Origin of the sequence: Acaryochloris marina S15 (assembly GCF_018336915.1) — a bacterium.
Classification (GTDB): Bacteria; Cyanobacteriota; Cyanobacteriia; order Thermosynechococcales; family Thermosynechococcaceae; genus Acaryochloris; species Acaryochloris marina_A.
Genome location: NZ_CP064923.1, coordinates 1,370,138 through 1,392,358, shown reverse-complemented (window position 1 = coordinate 1,392,358; position 22,221 = coordinate 1,370,138). Strand labels below are relative to the sequence as shown.

Below are 22,221 nucleotides of genomic sequence, written 5' to 3'. Positions count from 1 at the left end.
GATAGGTTATCTATACTTTCTGGCTAAATATTTGCAGGCGCGTCGTAACACTGTCCTCAGTTTTTTCTAGGTTTGTCCGGTAATGTGTGCAAGGGTTTTTATCAGCTATAAGCGAGATGTTGAGCCAGATGAACCCGTGGCTCTAGCCTTATATCAGGCCCTAAAAATTCAACATGATGTCTTTATCGATCAAAAACGGATGGGGGTAGGGACCCATTGGGCTGAACGGATCGAGAAAGAGCTGCGGCGCACCGATTTTTTGATTGTGTTTTTGTCGACCAGCTCTGTCCAGAGTGAAATGGTGAAGGGTGAACTGGAAATGGCCCACCATTTGGCCAAGGAGCAACAGGGGCGACCCGTTATTCTGCCCGTACGCATCGATTATTCTGAACCATTTAAGTATCCCCTGAGTGCTTATTTAAATGGCATAAACTGGGCTGTTTGGAAAGGCTTAAAAGACACCCCAACGCTGATTGAGGAGCTACAGCAGGCGGTGACGGGGAATGGTTTGAGTCCCACGGCTGCAGAGCAGACGGTCAACCCTGGTCAACCTGAGGGGAAAATGAAGGTACCGCCCCCCAACTATGCGGCCCAGCCCCAAAGTCTAGATTTGCCGGAAGGAACCATGGATCCTGACTCGGCTTTATATATCCAGCGGCCAACGGATCAGTTGGCCTTATCGGCGATTCAACGGGACGGGGTGACCGTCACGATTAAAGGCCCGCGCCAGATGGGCAAAAGTTCGTTATTGATTCAAGTCATGAATGCAGCGACTGAGGCGGACAAAGTCGTTGCTTTTTTAGATTTCCAGCTCTTTGACCAGACCAATTTTGCTAGTGCTGATGGCTTTTTTAAAGGTTTTTGCTCGGCGCTAACGGATGAGTTAGAGCTAGAGGATCGGGTGGCCGACTATTGGAATGAGGCCCTGAGCCCTGGCAGGTGCTGTACCCGATATTTGGCTAAATATTTACTCAAAGAGCTGGATACTGCTGTGGTGATAGCCATGGACGAAGTGGATGCGATCTTTGGTACGGAGTTTCGGTCGGACTTTTTTGGTATGCTGCGTAGCTGGCACAATAACCGCGCTCGCAAGAAGGTTTGGAAAAAGCTCGACCTGGCTCTGGTCACGTCGACGGAACCCTATCAACTGATTGCCGATTTAACCCAGTCTCCCTTTAATGTGGGGCAGGTCTTAGAGCTGACGGATTTTACGGCAGAGCAGGTAGCCGACCTCAACCAGCGTCATGGCCAACCTTGCAACAAAAAAGAGCTAACCCAGCTAATGGACTGGTTGCAAGGCCACCCCTATTTGATCCGACGGGCCTTGTATCTGTTGGCAACTGAAGAATATACCCTGAAGCAGTTGTTGGCTGAGGCGATTGAGGATCGGGGACCGTTTGGCGACCATTTGCGCTATCACCTGTTTCGGATGTATGACCAAACGCCTTTAAGAGCTGGACTGATCCAGGTGATTCAGAAGCAGACCTGCTCGGATGAACATTTATTTTTTAAGCTTAGAGGGGCGGGGCTGGTTCGGCGGGAGGGGCAGCAGGTGTTGCCTCGGTGTCGACTGTATGCGGAGTATTTTCAGGAGCATCTTCGTGGCTGAGCAGACTCCCTTTGTTGTGGGTGGAACCGTTCAGGCAGGAGAAGGGATTTACCTCTCTCGCCAAGCGGATCAGGAACTTTTGGTTCTCTGTCGGGATCGGATTTTTACCTATGTGTTGACCCCTCGGCAAATGGGCAAGTCCAGCCTGATGATCAAGACTGCAAAGCAGTTAGAAGCAGAGGGGATTCGCTCGGTCATTATTGATTTGCAGCAGTTGGGGACTAAGGTCTCGGCAGATAAATGGTATCTGGGCATTTTGACCACTATTGAAGATGAACTGGATCTCGATACGGATGTTATTGCCTGGTGGCAGCGCCAGTCGGAGCTGGGGGATACCCAGCGGCTAACGCGCTTTTTCCAAGAGGTGGTGCTGTCGGAGCTGGAGGAGCCGGTCGTCTTTTTTGTAGATGAGATTGACTCGACGTTAAGGCTGAACTTTACGGATGATTTCTTTGCCGCTATTCGCTACCTCTATTTGGCGCGGGCCACCCAACCTGAACTGGGGCGGCTTTCCTTTGTATTGTTGGGGGTCGCCACGCCTAGCGATCTGATTCAAGATCCGACCCGAACTCCCTTTAATGTCGGCCAGCGAGTGGATTTAGCTGACTTCTCTTTAGATGAAGCAATGCCCCTAATGGCGGGATTGGGGTTGGCGGAACAGCCCAGTCGCGAGGTGCTGGGCTGGGTCTTGGAGTGGACGGAGGGACATCCCTATCTGACCCAGCGATTATGTCAAGCCTTGGTGCAGTCGGAGTCGCAGGACTGGTCTGAGGATGCGGTGGCGGCGGTGGTGGACCGCACTTTTTTTGGGCAAGAGAGCCAGCAGGATAGCAATTTGCAGTTTGTCCGGGATATGTTGACAAAGCGGTCGCCAGATTTGGCAGCGGGGTTGACGACCTATCGGCAGGTGTGGCGGCAGCAGCACCCGGTAGCGGTGGAGGAGCAGTCCCTGGTGCAGTCCCATCTACGGTTGTCGGGGGTGGTGCGCCAGGACGAGGGGCACCTACAGGTGCGGAATCCCATCTACCACCGAGTGTTTGATCAGACCTGGGTGAAGCGACACTTGCCCATTAACTGGAAAAAACGCTTGCAGCGGGTAGCCTTGGGTCTAGGGATCACTTTTTTAATGGCTCCGGCTCCTTCAGCTTTCTTTATCTGGATCCAATATCAGGCAGCCGAAGCCGCCAGACAGGACGCGGTGAAGCAGCGAGATGTTGCTGATACAGAACGAAAGAAGGCAGTCCTTGAACGCCAAGCAGCCGATAGGGCACGACAGGAGGCTGATCTTCGGCGGGTGCAGGCAAATATTGCCAGGCGAGTGGCGGAAACAGCCCAACGGCAAGAAGCTCAGCAGCGTCAAATTGCTGAACAAAAGCGGCAAGAGGCGGTTGTGGCTCGCCAGGAAGAGGCCCGGCAAAAGCGGCTGGCGGAAACCAAACGTCAGGAAGCTGAGCAACAGCGAATTGCGGCAGTCAGAGCCCGGCAGGGCGAAGCGGTGCAGCGGCAACGGGCGGAAAAGAGTAGGCGAGAAGCGCGAATCCAAACGGTGGTGGCCAAGACCAACCTCTCCCAGGCTCGATTTTTTAGCCATCAACCGATAGAAGCCATTTTGAAGGGCCTAGAAGCGGCCCGCCAGGTCAACCAATTCCAACTGGTGGGACAGGGGAAAGCAGATGTAGTGGCTGCTATGGCCCAGACCCTCTACCACACCAAGGAATACAATCGCTTGCAGGGCCATACCGATTGGGTGTTGGGCGTCAGTTTCAGCCCGGATGGTCAGACCATCGCCTCCACCAGTTCGGACAGCACGGTGAAACTGTGGGGCCGGGACGGTCAGCCCAAAGCCACCCTAGAAGGCCATAACGGTCGTGTGTTGGGCGTCAGTTTCAGCCCGGATGGTCAGACCATCGCCTCCACCAGTTCGGACAGCACGGTGAAACTGTGGGGCCGGGATGGTCAGCTCAAAGCCACCCTAGAAGGCCATACCGATTGGGTGAATGGCGTCAGTTTCAGCCCGGATGGTCAGACCATCGCCTCCGCCAGTTCGGACAGCACGGTGAAACTGTGGGGCCGGGATGGTCAGCTCAAAGCCACTCTAAAAGGCCATAGCGGTCGTGTGTTAGGCGTCAGTTTCAGCCCGGATGGTCAGACCATCGCCTCCGCCAGTTCGGACAGCACGGTGAAACTATGGGGCCGGGACGGTCAGCTCAAAGCCACTCTAAAAGGCCATAGCGGTCGTGTGTTAGGCGTCAGTTTCAGCCCGGATGGTCAGACCATCGCCTCCGCCAGTTCGGACAGCACGGTGAAACTATGGGGCCGGGACGGTCAGCTCAAAGCCACCCTAGAAGGCCATACCGATTGGGTGAATAGCGTCAGTTTCAGCCCGGATGGTCAGACCATCGCCTCCGCCAGTTCGGACCGCACGGTGAAACTGTGGAGCCGGGACGGTCAGCTCAAAGCCACCCTAGAAGGCCATACCGATTGGGTGAATGGCGTCAGTTTCAGCCCGGATGGTCAGACCATCGCCTCCGCCAGTTCGGACCGCATGGTGAAACTGTGGAGTCTTAAAAATTGGTTGTCCCCTTTGGTGTTCCCAACTTCAGAGAACGCGCAAGTAGGCTATCAGGGATGGATTTACCAAGTTCGGTTTAGCAGAAACAAGACCATGGCTTCCGTTAGTAGTGACCATACTATTAAGCTATGGCAACCGACTACCCCCTTTCCCCTCCAAACCCCAGGCATACCAGGCCATAGCAGTAGTGTGAATGGCGTCAGTTTCAGCCCAGATGGTCAGACCATCGCCTCCGCCAGTGATGACCGCACGGTCAAACTGTGGGGCCGGGACGGTCAGCTCAAAGCCACCCTAGAAGGCCATAGTGGTCGTGTGTTGGGCGTCAGTTTTAGCCCGGATGGTCAGACCATCGCCTCCGCCAGTGATGACCGCACGGTCAAACTGTGGGGCCGGGACGGTCAGCTCAAAGCCACCCTAGAAGGCCATAGCGGTCGTGTGTTAGGCGTCAGTTTTAGCCCGGATGGTCAGACCATCGCCTCCGCCAGTGATGACCGCACGGTCAAACTGTGGGGCCGGGACGGTCAGCTCAAAGCCACCCTAGAAGGCCATAGTGGTCGTGTATTGGGCGTCAGTTTTAGCCCGGATGGTCAGACCATCACCTCCGTCAGTGATGACCGCACGGTCAAACTGTGGGGCCGGGACGGTCAGCTCAAAGCCACCCTAGAAGGCCATACCGATTGGGTGAATGGCGTCAGTTTCAGCCCGGATGGTCAGACCATCGCCTCCGCCAGTTCGGACAGCACGGTCAAACTGTGGGGCCGGGACGGTCAGCTCAAAGCCACCCTAGAAGGCCATAGCGGTCGTGTGTGGAGCGTCAGTTTCAGCCCGGATGGTCAGACCATCGCCTCCGCCAGTGATGACCGCACGGTCAAACTGTGGGGCCGGGACGGTCAGCTCAAAGCCACCCTAGAAGGCCATAGCGGTCGTGTGTTAGGCGTCAGTTTCAGCCCGGATGGTCAGACCATCGCCTCCGCCAGTGATGACAGCACGGTGAAACTGTGGGGCCGGGACGGTCAGCTCAAAGCCACCCTAGAAGGCCATACCGATTGGGTGAATGGCGTCAGTTTCAGCCCGGATGGTCAGACCATCGCCTCCGTCAGTGATGACCGAACGGTGAAACTGTGGGGCCGGGACGGTCAGCTCAAAGCCACCCTAGAAGGCCATAGCGGTCGTGTGTTGGGCGTCAGTTTTAGCCCGGATGGTCAGACCATCGCCTCCGTCAGTGATGACCGAACGGTGAAACTGTGGGGCCAGGACGGTCAGCTCAAAGCCACCCTAGAAGGCCATAGCGATCGTGTGTTAGGCGTCAGTTTCAGCCCGGATGGTCAGACCATCGCCTCCGCCAGTGATGACCGCACGGTCAAACTGTGGGGCCGGGATGGTCAGCTCAAAGCCACCCTAGAAGGCCATAGCGGTCGTGTGTGGAGCGTCAGTTTCAGCCCGGATGGTCAGACCATCGCCTCCGCCAGTGATGACCGCACGGTCAAACTGTGGGGCCGGGATGGTCAGCTCAAAGCCACCCTAGAAGGCCATAGCGGTCGTGTGTGGAGCGTCAGTTTCAGCCCGGATGGTCAGACCATCGCCTCCGCCAGTGATGACCGCACGGTCAAACTGTGGGGCCAGGACGGTCAGCTCAAAGCCACCCTAGAAGGCCATAGCGGTCGTGTGTGGAGCGTCAGTTTCAGCCCGGATGGTCAGACCATCGCCTCCGCCAGTGATGACCGCACGGTCAAACTATGGGGCTGGGACGGTCAGCTCAAAGCCACCCTAGAAGGCCATAGTGGTCGTGTGGGGGGCGTCAGTTTCAGTCCGGATGGTCAGACCATCGCCTCCGCCAGTGATGACCGCACGGTGAGAGTATGGAATCTTAACTTTGATCGCTTGATGGATCTAGGGTGTGACCTATTAGACGATTATCTAAGAACCAATTCTACGGTCAAAGACCAAGATCGGAAATTGTGTGGAATTATCAAAGCCGCTCCCCCAGAGGTATCTGCCAAGAAGTAAAGAATAGCAACAGCCTCTCTCTGCGTAAGCAAAGGGTTTTGCCATGGTGAGATTCTCTCAGCCCCCTATTCCAAACTTAAGGTTCACAGTCGAGAGAATTCGCCCATAGCTCTGGCGATACTAAACAACTTTTGCATAGACCACTTAATCAAAAAACTGCCCCTCTTTACACCCCTTTACGAAAATATCCTTCTTGTTTGAACTCATTCTTTTCCAACACTCGGATAGAACCCAGGTTGGTGCTAAACACCTTGGCATAGATTCTGATTAAGTTGAGTTCTGTTAGGCCATAGTCACTAATCCCTGCAATCACTGCTGTGGCGATACCTTGCCTCCAAAAAGGCTGACCAACCCAGTAACTTAATACTCCGGAATACCTACGAATATCATCATGGATCAGCAGACTTATGGAACCGATGGCTTCTTGGTCAGTGGCAATTGCCCAATATAGTCCATCAGCCCTGTGAAGGGCTTGATCAATCCACCGTTCTGCATCCTGGTGCGTACAGGGACAAGGGAACTCATCCCGCATATTCCGCCAGATATCTAGATTGTCAGCATATTTTTGAAATGCTCCTGCATCTTGGATGTCCCACGGTCGTAATATGAGTCCAGGTATTTGCAGGGGCAGAGACAAAGCGTTCATGACCAAGATGGGATCAAGAAGTTAAGGGGTTGGACGAATCAAGGTCATCAGTGTCGCCGTTGACTCTGTTCTGGCGCGGTGTTGTGTGCCAGATTTAACCACCAAACAATCATTTTGGACCAGGTTAAAACTGCCATTCTCAGTGTCAATGGCAACAGAGCCAGAGAGGACGACAAACATTTCATCTGTATCTGGACGTGCCAGTTTGCCCTTGAGTAGAGATTGAGCCAATTTTAGATCGATGCTGATGGGGATGCCCGATAATTGAAGAGCGCCTGTCCATCAGCGGTCAACCAAGTTTATCCAGGTTTAGTTATACCTAAGAAATTATGAGTATTCGAGTAAGCAAGCCCTGATGTCTTTAATCGATCCAACACAAACCTCCATTTCAGATCTGCGCCGTGATTATCGACAGCAGGCTCTTCTAGAAACAGAGGTCAATGCCAATCCCATCCTTCAGTTTCAGTCTTGGTTTGAGCAAGCTGTCCAAGCAGAATTACCAGAGCCCAATGCTATGACTTTAGGGACAGTCTCGGCAGACAGTAAGCCATCCGCGCGCATGGTGTTATTAAAAGGATTTGACCAACAGGGATTCGTTTTTTATACGAATTACCTCAGTCGCAAAGGACAAGATTTGGCCCAAAGGCCCTGGGCGGCCTTGGTCTTTTGGTGGGCAGAATTAGAACGCCAGGTCCGAATTGAAGGGGAAGTCATAAAAGTGAGTGATCAAGAAACGGAGGCCTATTTTGAGAGTAGACCCCGAAGTAGTCAACTAGGGGCATGGGCATCGGAACAAAGCCAAGTGATCAGCGATCGCAATATTCTGGACCAGCGTCTCCAAAAGTTGGAACAGAAATATCAGAACCAACCAATTCCTCGTCCGCCCCATTGGGGGGGCTACCGGATCAACCCTCATCTGATCGAATTTTGGCAAGGACGTACCAGCCGTCTGCATGACCGACTCTGTTATCGATATACAGATCAGCAGTGGACCCTTGAACGGTTATCTCCCTAAAGCTAAATAGCCTATGACATTAATCCAAGTTTGGGGATGCTTACTCATCTTTGTCCTATGTCCTTTGTTGGGGGGCATACCAGCATCGGAATGGTTGAATCAACACCTGCCTATCCCTCCAAGAACCCCATGGCGCTATGGAGCAACATTCTTAGAGATGGGGATAGAGGCCAGTAAAGGAATCGCCAGTGTCTGTTTAGCTCAATATTACTTTCCCCGAGATCCGACCTGGTGGATCATTGCCCTAATTGCCCTGGTATGTGGGCAGTTTTGGCTCAGAAAATCGAAACGACTGCTGGGCATCATCGCTGGTGGCGTGATCTATAGCTGGCAGATTGCATTTTTGATGCTGTTAATCGGAGGCATCGGTATTACCTTGCTGCGCGAAAGGCGCATTGGACGATTGGGGCTATTAGTCCTGTTTCCTCTACTCGTCGGACTATATACCCAACAAAGTTCGCAGATTATGGCGGCCATGGGCCTCAGTTTTGTCCTAGCTTGGGCGGATGAGCAAGTGCCCCAGCCCCCGGCTTCCCCTTCGATGGGTTCAAGTTCAGGTGAGTTAATGCCCCTAGATCGAGCTAATGATGCCCATTTATTCGGTTTCTTTCAACGCGATCGCAACATCCGTACGTTAGACCATTCCCTCAATGCAGACCAAGTTGGGTCCTTAGCCGTTACTCTCAGCCAGCTCAAAGCCTTGGGATACAAGGTGCCCCCAGGCTGGCTGCTGTCCCCAGGTGATGACGCGGATCCACTGATTCAACTCCTCAACCCCAGCCCTAGCCAACCCCTAATGATTCGATCTAGTGTTATTGGGGCTATGCTAAGTGGCACTCCCCCCGAACCTGTTTTCCAAATCACTTCTCGTCGAGCTTTAGCACAGATCATTCGAGCTTGTCGCTCGGCCTATAGTGCAACTCCGTCCTCTCCCAATTCTAGAGATTCTGGAGTTGCGGTCATGGTTCAAGTCCAAGTCAAAGGTCAATATAGTGGCTTGGTCAGGAGTCAAGACATCCAAAATAGTGATCCCACTACCGTGGTGATTATTGGTGGTCCAGGTTCCACTCCCGCTGAGGCATTGATGCATCCCCAAACTCAACAGATTCGGGTTTCTGTTCCAGAAGAGGCTAGTTCCCAGGCCCTTAGCGCACCTCAACTGCTTCCCTCAAAATTAGTACAAAAAATCGCTTCAATTGCCCGAGACTTGGAGACTCACTATCATGGCATTCCTCAGCAGATCGAATGGAGTGATGACGGGTCTATCCTCTGGATATTAGCCGTAAGCGCCATCCAGGAATAATCTTGCCTACAATACAAAAGATATAAATTCCGGATCGCATCTGTTCACCAGCTCCCTATTCAGCCCTATGCACGAACGTCAATCTGCTAAGAACCATACCCACTGGTTATTAGCCATGCTTGTGGTCTGCATCGTGACTTCGATTTTGCACTATGTCGACAACGTTCTGTTCTTTGATCAATATCCCGAACCGACTTGGTTTAATCCTTTGCTAGTGGATATTCTTTGGTTTGTGATGACGCCCATTGGCATAACAGGCTATATCTGCTGGCAGCAAGGGCATCGAACCCTAGCCTTTGGGCTGTTATATCTCTATGTTGCAATGGGGCAGTTAACCCTGGGGCATTACTTCTATGCTCCTATCTGGGATCTGACCTGAAAAATGAATGGTCTCATTCTTTTGGAATCTTTGACCGCCCTGATCTTGGGGACTTATTTAGTCTGGTTACAAGTCCGCACAACACCCACGTTTCCCCCCACAAATTCAAAATAAAGCTCACATCCATCAGGATTTAGTCAACGGAGGCTAGGTAACCATGCAGTATCGTCGATTTGGCAGAACAGAACTGCAAATACCCGTCTTTTCCTGCGGTGGAATGCGATATCAGCATTCTTGGAAAGATGAACCTGGCTGGAAAGTTCCTAAAGCCAATCAAGACAACCTCGACGCCACTATTCGTCGCTCAATTGAGCTAGGGATTAATCATATTGAAACGGCCAGAGGCTATGGCACTTCAGAACTTCAGCTTGGCCGAATTCTACCGACATTCCCTCGCCATCAATTAATTATTCAAACTAAGGTTGCCCCCAAAGAAAAGTCCCAAGAATTTCGTAAGACCTTTGAGCAATCGCTACGAAACCTAAAACTCGATTATGTCGACTTGCTAGGGATTCATGGCATTAATACCCCCGAATTACTGGAGTTCACCCTTCGCCCTGGCGGATGTCTTGATATCGCCCGCCAATTGCAAGAACAAGGCAAGGTCAAGTTTGTGGGCTTCTCTACCCACGGCCCCACCGATTTAATCGTAGAAACGATTCAGACCAATCAATTCGATTACGTCAATTTGCACTGGTATTACATCAACCAGTTCAATTGGGCAGCGATTGAAGCTGCGACCCAACACGATGTCGGGGTATTTATTATTAGTCCTTCGGATAAGGGGGGCATGTTGTATAAACCTTCGCCAAAGTTAGTTGAGCTATGCCAACCCCTCAGCCCCATAGTATTCAACGACTTATTCTGCTTAAGTCATCCCCAAGTCCATACCCTCAGTTTGGGTGCAGCTCGCCCCAGTGATTTTGATGAACATCTGAAAACATTGGAGCTACTCGAACAAGCAGAGACCTTGCTACCACCGATCTTGGAGCGGCTGCAAGCAGCAGCAATCTCAACCCTAGGCGAAGACTGGGTCAACACTTGGCATCAAGGCCTGCCAACCCATGAGCAAACGCCCGGCAATATCAATATTCCCGTCATTCTATGGTTGCGAAATCTAGCTCTAGCTTATGACATGCAAGACTATGCCAAGATGCGCTACAACCTCCTAGGGCAAGCCAGTCACTGGTTCCCCGGTCAAAAAGCAACCCATTTGTCCAACTTGGATCTGAAGGAATGCTTAAGAGCTAGCCCCCATGCTGAAAAAATACCTGAACTCCTATCACAGACACACTTACAACTAGGTGGGCAATCCATTCAGAGATTATCTCAAAGCTGATTGAATGATGGCTTTCGGCTCATCACTATGACACAAGCGTTATGGCCTCTTCCAAACGCTTACTTATTCCTTCAGACATCCTTGCCTTTCTGTCTGAGGGAATAAGTAAATACTCTTGTACCAACACAATACAAAACAGAGATATTACAAGAGAAAGAAACTTCTAATTAAAACTACTATAAACTTCAATCTTCTTTATAAAATGATGCCATTTCTACTTAAAGATCTGAAGTATAAGGCTAGGTATAGTCTCATACTCTCTAGCTAAAAAAGATATCTCTTAATTTTTTCTCTAGGTGAGTGAATATTTTGTGAAAAAGCACTAGGGGCAAAAAAATCCAGACTACAGTTTGCTTGTGAATTAAATTATTTATTGTCAGAGCAAATCAGGTATTCGGTGTTGTAATTCAATTAGATTTACAACTTCGCTGTTTTGTTCCATGGGGTAATTTGAAACGCAAAACACGGGCAATATATTGTATTGCAACGTTAGTTATTAAAGTTCAACTACCTGATCTAGATGGTTTAGGCAAGTTGATTTGACAGCAAAAATACACCATCAAGCACTAACAGGGGGATGTTCTTTATGAGCAGTTGGTGCTTTAAGACATGAGATGGATTCTGGTGTCAGTGTTTTTGCTTTTTAATGCTAATTCTGTTGCAGGCTTTATTTGTTTGCACTTATCTCTTGGGCGAGCTTTCATCACCAAGCCCATTGCTACTAAACACTTTCAGCGGTAACTACTCATGAAACTTCAAAAAATCGCACCTCTTGCGGTCCTAATCTCCCTTGGCGCTGCCGCATTACCTGCTGCAGCTGGCGAGTCCTATGTTGAGAACAGCTATAGAGTCAAGAGCATCTTTAACGGTCATTCCACAACCAATGTGAATGTTCATGAGACCTACGATGCTACAACCTGGGCAGGTTCAACCTCCACTAAGCATGTTGATGCAACTACCACCACATCTGGAGATAAAGATGGGGTCTGGTTTGAGGAAACTGACCACTCAACCATTTCAACTATCAGCTCTGCAACTGAAGATGGTAAGCTCTCCAGAACAACCAACGTACACAATACAGACAGCTACGATTACTCTGGAATCAACAAAACCCACAGAGTAACAGGTGGTTTCTCGTTCTAACTGAATTAAGTATATTTCTTGGGGCAACGTTATCCCGTTGCCCCTTTTATAATTCAGGAGAATTCACTTATGCGCCCTCGTTTTCTTTTCTGTGCATCAGTTGTTGGGTTTTTAGCAATTTCATCTCATTCTGCTCTAGCCCAAACAACCACTAATAATATTGATGCTCCCAACAATGCCCAATCCACAGCGAATCCGGCTGTCGATTTGAATCAACAAGGTTCTTTGGTTAATACACAGGTCAATACTCATCCTTTAGGGCGAAGTATTGTTGGTCGAGGAGTTGCAGATTGCACCAGTAATGGTATTGCTGCTTCTGCTTTTGGCAATGGAATTGGCCCTTTTGATACGGGTAGTATTGGTGGTTCGTTCACTTATACCCATTCTTTTGGTATGGGAACATGTAACGAATATGCCCAAACACAGCTTTCCAAAGCCAAGTTAGAGAACTGCTTGTTACTGATCAGCAACTATTCCAAGATGATTAAAGCTGGCGTTAAAGTCAGTTATCAAGCTCTAAAAACAATTGGTGGTGTGGATTGTCCTCCGATTGTGGTTCAAAGTGCGATCGCACCGGCAAACAACCCTGGACCATTGGGCCGTACAGCTCCTCCCCAGGCTCGTCCTCAGCCAGTGCTCTATCAACCGCAACAACCTGAGCAGCCTCAACAACTCCAAAATATCTCACCGAACCAACGTCAGGTTCAACAAAACCCCAGACTCAATCAACAGCACCAACAAAGCCCAAATCACCCAGTGCCTTCACAAGCCCCTACTCAACAGCAAAACTTTAACGCCTACCGATAATTCTCGATTATTATCCAAATTGCGTTGAATATATCAAGTTGGCTTAAATCTAGTTTGATTTGATACTTCTTGTTTATGCTCATTTGCTGTTTCCAAAAGTTTGCCTACCCTAGGTGAGCAATGTGCAATTTAAAAATTTCTGACAGTCTAAGACAAATGATTAGCTGCGTAGAGATGCTTTGTTGTGCAAGTGTCGTTGGTTATATCACGTGAAACTTTTCTATCTCACTCTATTTGCGATAACCACTGTCGGAGCTAGGCCAGCCCTAGGACAAGGTGCTTTCGCCACAACCGTTACCACTTTTCAGGTCTCGCCCACTGGACATACCCTTGTTGAGCGAAGTATCAATGACTCTACGCAAAATAGTCAGAGTTCTGTGTCTTTGACCACCGATGGCAGTAGTGGCTCGACCCAAACCTCTAATAGCGAGAACGGCACAACAACACAAACCAACTATAGCTACGGAGCAACTTCTACTAGTGTCAGTATTGAAACTGCAAATATTACTCGTCAGATCGAGATTGAGGTGCGCGAAGAGTTCGACTTTAATGAGTCTTTAATCATCAATAACGCCATAACAGGCTATAGCTTTTAAACTTATTGGTTCCCAAGGCAGTGCTAGCAAACATCTCACTATCAAAGCAATCGGTCATACAACAGAGACGGTTGTTAGTGATGCTTACACTGGCCGTACAAGTATCATTTACTCCTATCGTCGGTTTTGCCCAGTCTAGGACAAACAATATTGACGTTGGCAATACAGCTGAAGCAGATGCCAGTCCAGAGCTGGAACTCATTCAAGGTGGTGTCTTAACGAATTCACAATCTGGCCAACGCCCTTTGGGAAAGTCAATTGTCGGTAAAAGTTTAAGCGATTGCACCACGAGTGGCTTAGCCGTTTCAGTATTTGGGAATGGGATTGGCCCCTTTGATACCGGCTCCCTAGGCGGCTCATTTACCTATACTCAATCAGCAGGAATGGAAGCTTGTAAGAGACATGCTCGTTCCCAGTTAACCCGTATCAAACTGGAAACCTGTTTGCTGTTGATCAGTAACTATTCAAAAATGAAGAAGGCGGGCATTAAGGTGAGTTACCAAGCCTTACAAAAGGCTTCTGGCGTGGAATGCCCTAACTTGTCTCTAGAGCAGATTGCACCTGGTGCAGCCATTAACAATTAGGATCCACGCCTTTCAGCTTATTCTGCAGAAATTTTAACCGATAGAATCTTGTCTCCCTGGCGAATCGCATTCACCACATCCATATTTTGGGTCAGACCAAAGGTGGTATGTACCCCATCTAGGTGAGATTGAGGGGCATGACAAATAAAGAATTGACTGCCGCCTGTATCCCGGCCAGCATGGGCCATGGATAGGGTTCCAGCTTGGTGTTTGTTGTTATTAATTTCACACTTGATGGTGTAACCAGGTCCACCTGTACCGGTACCTTTGGGACATCCCCCTTGGATCATAAAATTAGGAATGACACGATGAAAAGCTAAACCGTCATAAAACCCTTTATTCGCTAAATCAACGAAATTCTTGACGGTATTAGGGGCGTCCTGATCAAATAAATCAAGATTAATCGTACCTTTATTGGTTTCCATTATGGCTTTGGTCATGGTAATCCTAACTTTTTGATATTGTCTGCAACTTTGGCATCCTATCTTGGGACCAAGGGGAATGCAATTCAATTTTTACGTTAAACCCTATTTAAATCCTCATGCACACCCATCCACTCTGGCGGACAAAAATTCGACAGTTTTGGGGCGTCCTCAAACAACGGCGTCGCTGCTTGGGTATTTTGTTATTGCTTAATGGTGGTTTGTGGGGCGTACCTGCCCTATATATGGCGATTTGGACACCCCCTATTCCAGAAGTTGAACTACCCAATATCAACCCATTAAAAAAGGCGGAATATGATCTTTATGTCGTCAATTGGGGATTTCATACCGCTATTCTCATTGAACAACCCCAGGGCTGGGCACTGGGACCTCCCCACTCACCAAACTCCCGTTATGTTGAGTATGGCTGGGGGGATAAGCATTTTTTTATGCTATCCGACACCTCGTTTCTGGCCACTCTCACAGCTGGCATCCTGCCAACGGAGTCAGTGATGTACCTGAGAGGCCGAGACACGCTACTGTCGGCCCAAAAGCACGCGCGGCAACTGTATCATCGGAAAGTCTCGGCGCAACAACTATATGATCTGATTACAACGTTAGAGCAAAGCTTCAAGCGTCAGGATGGTGAACGGAGTGTCCCCTATCCACAAGTCCCTAATTTTAGGGGGCAGTTTTACCCAGGTCGTGAATATTATGTGATTTGGTCTGATTGTAATGCCTGGACTGTCCGCCATCTCCAAGGGATTGAAGTCGCCCACTCTTTTGGACCTGTTATCTTTTCAGAACAAGTGGGTCCAAGTTTGAAAGGCTTTCAACTGATCCAAGGGACAGACTAATCCAATTCACTGACTACAATCGTCTGGATGGATAGTAAGTCCGTGAATTCGGCTCTTGCAGACTCACAGTATTCGTAATGGCATTCTTCAAATATGGACCAACCGTTAAAAGCTGTGAGCAAGTTTCTCAGCTATATTCTCCGCCATCGGCCAGAGGCCATTGATTTAGAGCTTAATGCGGGTGGCTGGGCAGCCGTTTCTGACTTAATTCAATGTGCTGACAAACATGACCATTCTTTATCTGAAGAAATCATCAAAAAAGTGGTTATTTCTAATGATAAGCAGCGTTTTAAATTAAGTGAAGATGGGCAATATATTCGAGCTAACCAAGGACATTCCATTCCGGTCAACTTAGATTTATTACCTTTGACACCACCTTCTGTTTTATTTCATGGAACAGCCACACGGTTTTTAGCGTCTATCATGGCGAGTGGCTTACTCCCTTCTGGGCGTCAACACGTTCATCTATCAGCGTCATACGAAATTGCGATCGCAGTAGGCAGACGACATGGCAAGCCCACTGTGTTAGAAATTAATGCCCTAAAAATGCAAACTGATGGCTATCTTTTTTATTGTTCCGAAAATGGCGTTTGGCTCACCGATTATGTGCCCACTCAGTATTTAGTAGAAGTAGAATAAAGCCAGCTCAATCAATAGTCCCTAAACACTATTGCGATAGACAAATAAAAACCATACAATAGAGATGTTTGATATAGAAAGCAAACGGGAATCATTGGCTTAATACTGACACCATTTCTCGCTTTCGAATTTACATTTTCACCAGTGTTCAGGCTGTCCCTCCAACGGCACCATTATTGCTATGAATTTCAAGACTCTATTGATATCGTTTAGCCTTGTCTTGATTAGCGGGTTCAGCGTCTCTGCCTACAGAGCCAACTTCCATTCAGCGATTGAAGCACCGCCACAGCAAACAAATCCTGACTGTAAGTATCCTCCCTGCGATTAATGGGTGCGTGGCTAAATAACCTAGCTTTTAGTTAATCATTCTGTTCAATTCGATCAGCCATCCATAATATTCTTCTCCTTTTTGGCTTCGGGGAAGATCGACCTGTGTGCAAATGAGAGTAGCAAGTTCTTGAGCGCGGGGTCGATCAGCTATGGGAATAATGTTCCAATCAGGGTCTCGGGCGAAAGCTTCGGTCAAAGACACAGACATATAGTTAGACTCAGACACTGAATAGAACGCATTTCCTAGAGATACTGATGAAAAAATCGCTCAGTAGTTAGAAGACATCTAACTACTGAGCAACATTTACACGGGCTTATTGGGGTACTAAGACACTTTCAATGAATGGCGCTTAATCGTCATCATCACGGCCACGATTAAGCCAGCGGTCTAGCTTATCTTGGAAATCACCTCGTCGATCTCCTTTTCGCCAATTCTCATTCTCATAGTCGCGATCGCGACGACGAGACCGCCAATAGTCTTCATCTCGGCGACGATTTTCCCAACGACGGCGTTTTTCCGAGCGTCGACGACGCTCTCGCCAACGGCGGTCTCGCTCTTTTTCCCAACGACGACGTTCTTTCAGCTTTTGCTGACGCCAACGATCATTACGACTGGAATTGTGATCATCTCGACAATAGAGTCGACCATATCGACGCCAACAGTAGCGCTTATGACGTCGGGATCGTGTTTTATTCGCAATCAATGAAGAGGTTTGCTCTTCTTGGACTTGCTGTGTACTTTCTTGACTTAGGATTACTGCTTGGACAGGAGACATAAATGCTGTCGCACCCATCAGAGCAGCAGCCAACATCACAGAGGATTTAGCCATTGCTTTATTACTCAGCTTTATCGGTTACTCTCAAGTGTTAGATTAGTCTCAAAGCCCAGGCATGTCAGTCTAATGGCAGCCAAAATCTAAGAATAAATAAATAGAAACTCATTAATCTGGAAGTGGAAAAAAGTAGAAGCAAGTGGAATTCAAGACCTTCCAATCAACCGATACAAACCAGAGATGAACAACCTTCCCAAAAGATTATCTATCCTGACTTGAGTGGGTCATTAAAATAGATGAAACCTCACCAATGGGATGATTTCTTGAAGCATACCGCTCAAGAAGTGAACTTAACGGGCAAAGTTAAAAATATTTTTCTGACTCGTTTTGCTTATGAGCATTGGCGCAAACCCGATAAAGAGGTTTGGCCCCTGGCCCAGGCAGCCAGCCATGAATCCTATAAAAAGCAAATGACTACGGTTTATTCTGCTTTTGCTAGTCAAACAGATCATGGCTGTGCTGAACTAGATTTATTGAGTAAAGGGCCAGGAAAATTCAATATTTTGCGAGACTGGTTGCAAGATATACAGTATCCCAAATGGCTGCAAATGCGAGCAGCGGTCTTGCCTCAAGATTTACCTATCTTGAATTACCGAACGCCTCTATCTGCGAACTCTCCCTTTTACATCGACAGACCCCCCACTGAAGCCGACTGTACTCAAGCCATTCAGCAAGTAGGTGCTCTGGTTCGGATTAAAGCCCCTGCCCAAATGGGTAAAACTTCATTGCTGCGCCAGCTTTTATTTCAGGCACAGACTTTAGAATATCAACAAATTTATCTGAACTTTCGCGAAGCTGAAACGTCTATTTTCGCTAGCTTGGATAAATTTTTGCAATGGTTTTGTGCCAATATTTGCCGCGAATTAGGGTTGCCTCCCCAACTTGATCAGTATTGGGCTGAAGACATATATGGCAGCTTAATGAGCTGCAAGACGTACTTTCAAACCTATCTGTTACCCAACGTTGATGTTGCCCTTGTCCTAGCTTTAGATAACGTCGATCGACTGTTTGAATATCCTCACATTGCTCAAGATTTTTTACCCATGCTGCGCTCTTGGAATGAAGAGGCGAATACTCAGGCCATTTGGCAGAAAATTCGATTAGTCATTGCTCATTCCACTGAAATTTACATTGAGCTAGATGCTCATCAATCCCCCTTTAATGTGGGGTGGCCGATTAAACTCTGGGGCTTTACACCTGAACAAATGCAGGATTTAGCCCGTCTATATCATCTGGATAGCAAGCTAGAAATTCAGTCTCCTGACATCTTTCAAGCCTTGAAAACCCTCATTGGTGGTCATCCTTACCTGGTCCATCTCACTTTTGATGCCCTACGCCGCCAGCAGCTCCAGCTGAATCATCTACTCCAACAAGCTCCCACCCAAAGCAGTATTTACAGTACCCATCTACGGGGGCTGTGGAATACCTTACAGGGCCAGCCTCAGTTGGCCACCGCCATGTATCGAGTGGTGACCGAATCTCCTGAGGTCCGGTTAGAACCGATTCAAGCTTATCAACTCGAAAGCATGGGGTTAGTCAGTCTCACAGGGGATTATGCCCAGCCCAGTTGTGAGCTATATCGTCAGTACTTTGCCAATATGCCGTTGAATAATCATGAATTCGACAGCCTATAAAGTTGGCGGTAGTTTAGGCTACGACCATCCTTCCTATGTCACCCGGCAAGCCGATCATGAACTGTTAGCAGCCCTCAGCCAGGGAGATTTCTGCTATGTCTTCAACAGTCGCCAAATGGGGAAGTCGAGCCTAAAAGTCCGGGCCATGAACTATCTGGCCGATCAGCAGCACTCCTGTGTCTCCATGGATATGACCCTGCCGGGTAGCCAAGTACAGGAGCAACAGTGGTATGCCAGTCTGATGGTTCAACTCTGGCAAGGGTTAGCTCTGACAGACCAGCTTAACCTCAAGCAATGGCTACAGGCCCAAGCTTATTTATCGCCTGTACAGCAGCTAAAGCACTTTATCGATGAGGTGTTGTACCAGTACGTTCCTGACCGTAAGATTTTTATCTTTATTGACGAAATTGACAAAATTCTCAGCCTTCCATTCTCCGTCGATGACTTTTTTGCTTTAATTCGCTTGTTTTATAATCAACGAGCAGAGAATGGCGTTTATAACCGGTTAACCTTCGCCTTATTTGGTGTCGCGACCCCTTCTGATCTGATTCAAGATAAAACCCAAACCCTATTTAATATTGGCCATGCGATCGAACTGGCTGGATTCACCCCAGAAGAAGCTCGGCCACTCCAGCAGGGACTGCAGTCTTATGCGTCCAATACAGAAGCTGTATTGCAAGCCATAGTAGCCTGGACTGGGGGGCAACCTTTTCTATCTCAGAAGCTGTGCCAATTAGTGATTCAGAAACAGGCTAAAATCCCGGCAGGACAAGAGGAAAATAGTATTGCAGCCTTGGTGCGATCTCACGTCATAAATCATTGGTCCACCCAAGACGAGCCCGTCCATTTACGCACGATCCGTGATCGACTCCAACACCACCCAGCCCGCACAGGACAACTCCTGGGCCTGTATCGCCAGATCCTAGACCAAGAATTCGTGGTTGCCGATGGTAGTGCGGCCCACAGTGAACTCCAGCTGTCTGGGTTAGTGGTCAGTCGACAAGGGCAACTAACCGTCTATAACCGTATCTACCGTCACATTTTCAACCCAAGCTGGATAGAACAGGAACTGGCTGCCCTGCGCCCCTATGCGGAAATGATGCAGGCCTGGGAACGATCCGACCGTCAAGATACCTCTCGCCTGCTAAGAGGTCAGGCCTTACAAGATGCCTTTGACTGGTCTCAAGAGCAGCAACTCAGCAACCAAGATTACCAATTCCTAGCGGCCAGTCAAGCTTTAGATAAGCAAATCGCCATTGACAATGAGCGTAAGGCGAGAGACTTAGAGCGTCTAAGCACCCAACTCGATGCCGAAAAACAAGCCAAACAGACCCTAGCCGCAGCCTATGCCGACGCCAAACGTAAACTACGGTTAGGCACAGGAATTCTGGCTCTGTCCTTGATAGGTGCCATTTCGACCTCTATCTGGGTGAACCATGCCTTGCAGCAACAACAAATTGCCCAAACCCAATCCATTGAATGGGCCGGTAAAAGTGCACTCCAGCAATTTGACTTTGACCAGATTGCAGCCCTACTCACGGCCCTGGAATCCGGTCAAAATCTCCGGCCTCTTGTGAGTCAACATCAGTCTTTACAAAGCTATCCCACCACCACACCCTTAATCGCCTTACAAGAAATCTTGCAGCATATCTGGGAGCGCAACCGCTTAGAAGGTCATACAGCCACGGTTAATAGCATCAGTTTTAGTCCCGATGGCCAGTCGATTGCCACCGCCTCTCGGGATGGTACCGCCCGCCTGTGGAACCTGCAAGGACAAACCCAAAAGGTTCTTACTGGACACCAAGGCGATATCTACAATATTGCCTTTAGTCCTGATGGACAGCTTCTGGCTACCGCCTCTCAAGATCGAACCATTCGCTTATGGACCCGGTCGGGACGAACGGTACAGATCTTGCAAGGACATCAAGGCGATATCTATGACCTCAGTTGGAGTGGAGACGGCAACTATATCGCCTCAGCCTCGAAGGATGGCACCGCCATTGTGTTCGATCGCCAAGGGCGTCAACGTTTGCGATTCCAACAGCATCAAGACTCAATCTATGCCATTAGTATTAGTCCCGACAGCCAAAGGATTGCCACAACCTCCCGGGATGGGACAATCCGCATCTGGACCCCTACTGGCAAGCAGCTATTGGTTCTAACAGGACATCAAGGCGCTATCTATGATGTGAGCTTTAGTCCAGATGGGCAGCAACTCGTCACGGCAGGGGCGGATCAAACGGTGCGATTGTGGAGCATCCAAGGAAAACCCTTAAAGATCTTCAGGGGCCACCAAGGGGCCGTTTACGACGTTAGTTTTAGTGCAGCAGGTCAGTGGATAGCCTCTGCTTCCGGGGATAAAACCATTCGGCTATGGGATCAATCTGGACAGGCATTACAGGTATTGAGGGGGCACCAAGGCGCTGTCTATAGCGCTCGGTTTAGTCCCCAAGGGAATCTCCTGGCCACCGCCTCCAATGATGAAGATAGTGCCCATATCTGGCAGGTTCGTTCGACTTGGCTCGCGCAACAACAGCGGCAGCTTCAAGGTAGAATCGCCAGTTTGAATTTCAGTATTGACAGCCAGGATTTAATCACAGCTTGGGTGAATGGTTCTATGTCAATCGGGAAACCGACCCAACCCAACTTCAAACAACTACAAAGTCAGGTCAATGCTGTTACGAGTCTGAGCTTCCAGGCTCAAAAACAACTACTGGCAGCAGCCACCAAGCAAGGCACCGTTCACTTATACCAGAAAGACAAGCTACTCCAAACGTTCCAAGCTCACAAAGATACCATTTACAATATCCAACTCAACCCCCAAAACAATCTCCTAGCAACAGCTTCTCGGGATGAGACCGTTAAACTCTGGAATCACCAGGGAGAGCAGCAGGCTTCACTGAAAGGCCATTCTGGGGCGGTCTATAGCGTTCGCTTCAGTCCCGATGCTCGACACCTCTTAACCACCTCTGAGGACGGTACTGCCCGATTATGGACCCTAACAGGGGATCTGATAGCTCAACTGCCCGATCACCAAGGGGCAGTGTATGACGGTCACTTTAGTCCCGATGGCCAGACCCTCGCCACCGCATCGGAAGATGGTCAAATTCGTCTCTGGACACGACAGGGCCAACTGCTCACTTCTTTTCGCAATTATCCAAGCTCTGTGTATCGTCTCCGTTTTAGTCCTGATGGCCAACGCATCGCCACCGGCTCAACAGATGGCAATATCCAAATTTGGGACTTACAAGGAAACCTACAAATGGAATTTGATGGTCACGCTACGGTGATCCAAGATCTCAGCTTTGACAGTAAGGGTCAGCAATTGACGTCCGTCGCCAATGATGGAACCGTTCAGACTTGGCAACTGTCTGAGACTCCTCAAGAACATTTGGATGCCTTATTACAGCGAGGCTGCCATTGGCTGGCTGATTATTTAGACAGTCATCCCCAGGAACAGTTATCCGTATGCCAAGGATCATAGCCTCTCAGGCTATAGGCCACCA

18 protein-coding genes are annotated in these 22,221 nt (G+C 48.9%); 14 read left to right on the top strand and 4 right to left on the bottom strand.

Annotated elements, in window-relative coordinates:
• The first annotated feature begins 82 nt into the window (after positions 1-82).
• Positions 83-1,609 (top strand): AAA-like domain-containing protein, encoded by a 1,527-nt coding sequence (locus tag I1H34_RS07160; RefSeq protein WP_212664995.1) that lies wholly within the window; start codon positions 83-85, stop codon positions 1,607-1,609.
• Complete coding sequence (locus I1H34_RS32055) at positions 1,602-6,188, top strand: AAA-like domain-containing protein (protein WP_249369885.1); 4,587 nt, start codon at positions 1,602-1,604, stop codon at positions 6,186-6,188. Before I1H34_RS07160 ends, I1H34_RS32055 begins: the two co-directional genes overlap by 8 nt.
• A 166-nt stretch (positions 6,189-6,354) precedes the next feature.
• Here the strand turns inward: I1H34_RS32055 and I1H34_RS07140 are convergent, their stop codons facing one another.
• Complete coding sequence (locus I1H34_RS07140) at positions 6,355-6,834, bottom strand: GNAT family N-acetyltransferase (RefSeq protein WP_212664994.1); 480 nt, start codon at positions 6,832-6,834, stop codon at positions 6,355-6,357.
• A gap of 21 nt (positions 6,835-6,855) precedes the next feature.
• Complete coding sequence (locus I1H34_RS07135; RefSeq protein ID WP_249369883.1) at positions 6,856-7,065, bottom strand: cupin domain-containing protein; 210 nt, start codon at positions 7,063-7,065, stop codon at positions 6,856-6,858.
• 124 nt (positions 7,066-7,189) lie between these two features.
• Between I1H34_RS07135 and pdxH the strand changes: the two genes are divergently transcribed.
• From pdxH to I1H34_RS07095, 8 genes are all read left to right on the top strand, one after another.
• Positions 7,190-7,849, top strand: a complete 660-nt coding sequence (gene pdxH, locus I1H34_RS07130; protein ID WP_212664993.1) for a pyridoxamine 5'-phosphate oxidase — start codon at positions 7,190-7,192, stop codon at positions 7,847-7,849.
• A 13-nt stretch (positions 7,850-7,862) separates the two neighbouring features.
• Positions 7,863-9,152 carry a hypothetical protein gene (locus I1H34_RS07125; protein WP_212664992.1) on the top strand — a complete coding sequence of 430 codons (1,290 nt, stop codon included), beginning with the start codon at positions 7,863-7,865 and terminating at the stop codon, positions 9,150-9,152.
• Between the two features lie 67 nt (positions 9,153-9,219).
• Positions 9,220-9,531 (top strand): hypothetical protein, encoded by a 312-nt coding sequence (locus I1H34_RS07120; RefSeq protein WP_249369880.1) that lies wholly within the window; start codon positions 9,220-9,222, stop codon positions 9,529-9,531.
• Positions 9,532-9,688: 157 nt separating this feature from the next.
• A complete protein-coding gene (locus tag I1H34_RS07115) occupies positions 9,689-10,870 on the top strand; it encodes an aldo/keto reductase (protein WP_212664991.1) in 1,182 nt (393 codons plus the stop codon).
• Positions 10,871-11,617: 747 nt separating this feature from the next.
• Positions 11,618-12,013, top strand: coding sequence for a hypothetical protein (locus I1H34_RS07110; protein WP_212664990.1), 396 nt, complete (start codon positions 11,618-11,620; stop codon positions 12,011-12,013).
• Positions 12,014-12,082: 69 nt separating this feature from the next.
• The gene (locus I1H34_RS07105) at positions 12,083-12,820 is read left to right on the top strand and encodes a hypothetical protein (RefSeq protein WP_212664989.1); all 738 of its coding nucleotides are present in this window, start codon (positions 12,083-12,085) and stop codon (positions 12,818-12,820) included.
• A gap of 209 nt (positions 12,821-13,029) precedes the next feature.
• A complete protein-coding gene (locus I1H34_RS07100) occupies positions 13,030-13,416 on the top strand; it encodes a hypothetical protein (protein ID WP_249369875.1) in 387 nt (128 codons plus the stop codon).
• Between the two features lie 80 nt (positions 13,417-13,496).
• Positions 13,497-14,000: a hypothetical protein gene (locus I1H34_RS07095; protein ID WP_212664988.1), complete on the top strand. Its 504-nt coding sequence runs from the start codon at positions 13,497-13,499 to the stop codon at positions 13,998-14,000.
• A 17-nt stretch (positions 14,001-14,017) separates the two neighbouring features.
• Here the strand turns inward: I1H34_RS07095 and I1H34_RS07090 are convergent, their stop codons facing one another.
• Positions 14,018-14,440 (bottom strand): peptidylprolyl isomerase, encoded by a 423-nt coding sequence (locus tag I1H34_RS07090; RefSeq protein ID WP_212664987.1) that lies wholly within the window; start codon positions 14,438-14,440, stop codon positions 14,018-14,020.
• Between the two features lie 101 nt (positions 14,441-14,541).
• Between I1H34_RS07090 and I1H34_RS07085 the strand changes: the two genes are divergently transcribed.
• Complete coding sequence (locus tag I1H34_RS07085; protein WP_212664986.1) at positions 14,542-15,279, top strand: DUF2459 domain-containing protein; 738 nt, start codon at positions 14,542-14,544, stop codon at positions 15,277-15,279.
• Between the two features lie 93 nt (positions 15,280-15,372).
• Positions 15,373-15,918, top strand: a complete 546-nt coding sequence (locus I1H34_RS07080; protein WP_212664985.1) for an RNA 2'-phosphotransferase — start codon at positions 15,373-15,375, stop codon at positions 15,916-15,918.
• 680 nt (positions 15,919-16,598) lie between these two features.
• On the opposite strand, the gene I1H34_RS07075 is transcribed toward I1H34_RS07080, so the two are convergent.
• The gene (locus tag I1H34_RS07075) at positions 16,599-17,078 is read right to left on the bottom strand and encodes a hypothetical protein (RefSeq protein WP_212664984.1); all 480 of its coding nucleotides are present in this window, start codon (positions 17,076-17,078) and stop codon (positions 16,599-16,601) included.
• Positions 17,079-17,317: 239 nt separating this feature from the next.
• Here I1H34_RS07075 and I1H34_RS07070 point away from each other — a divergent pair, with 239 nt between their 5' ends.
• Both I1H34_RS07070 and I1H34_RS07065 read left to right on the top strand, forming a co-directional pair.
• Entirely contained in the window at positions 17,318-18,715 is a 1,398-nt protein-coding gene (locus I1H34_RS07070; protein ID WP_212664983.1) for an AAA-like domain-containing protein, read from the top strand.
• Positions 18,696-22,199, top strand: a complete 3,504-nt coding sequence (locus I1H34_RS07065) for a WD40 domain-containing protein (protein ID WP_212664982.1) — start codon at positions 18,696-18,698, stop codon at positions 22,197-22,199. Before I1H34_RS07070 ends, I1H34_RS07065 begins: the two co-directional genes overlap by 20 nt.
• Positions 22,200-22,221: the final 22 nt, after the last annotated feature.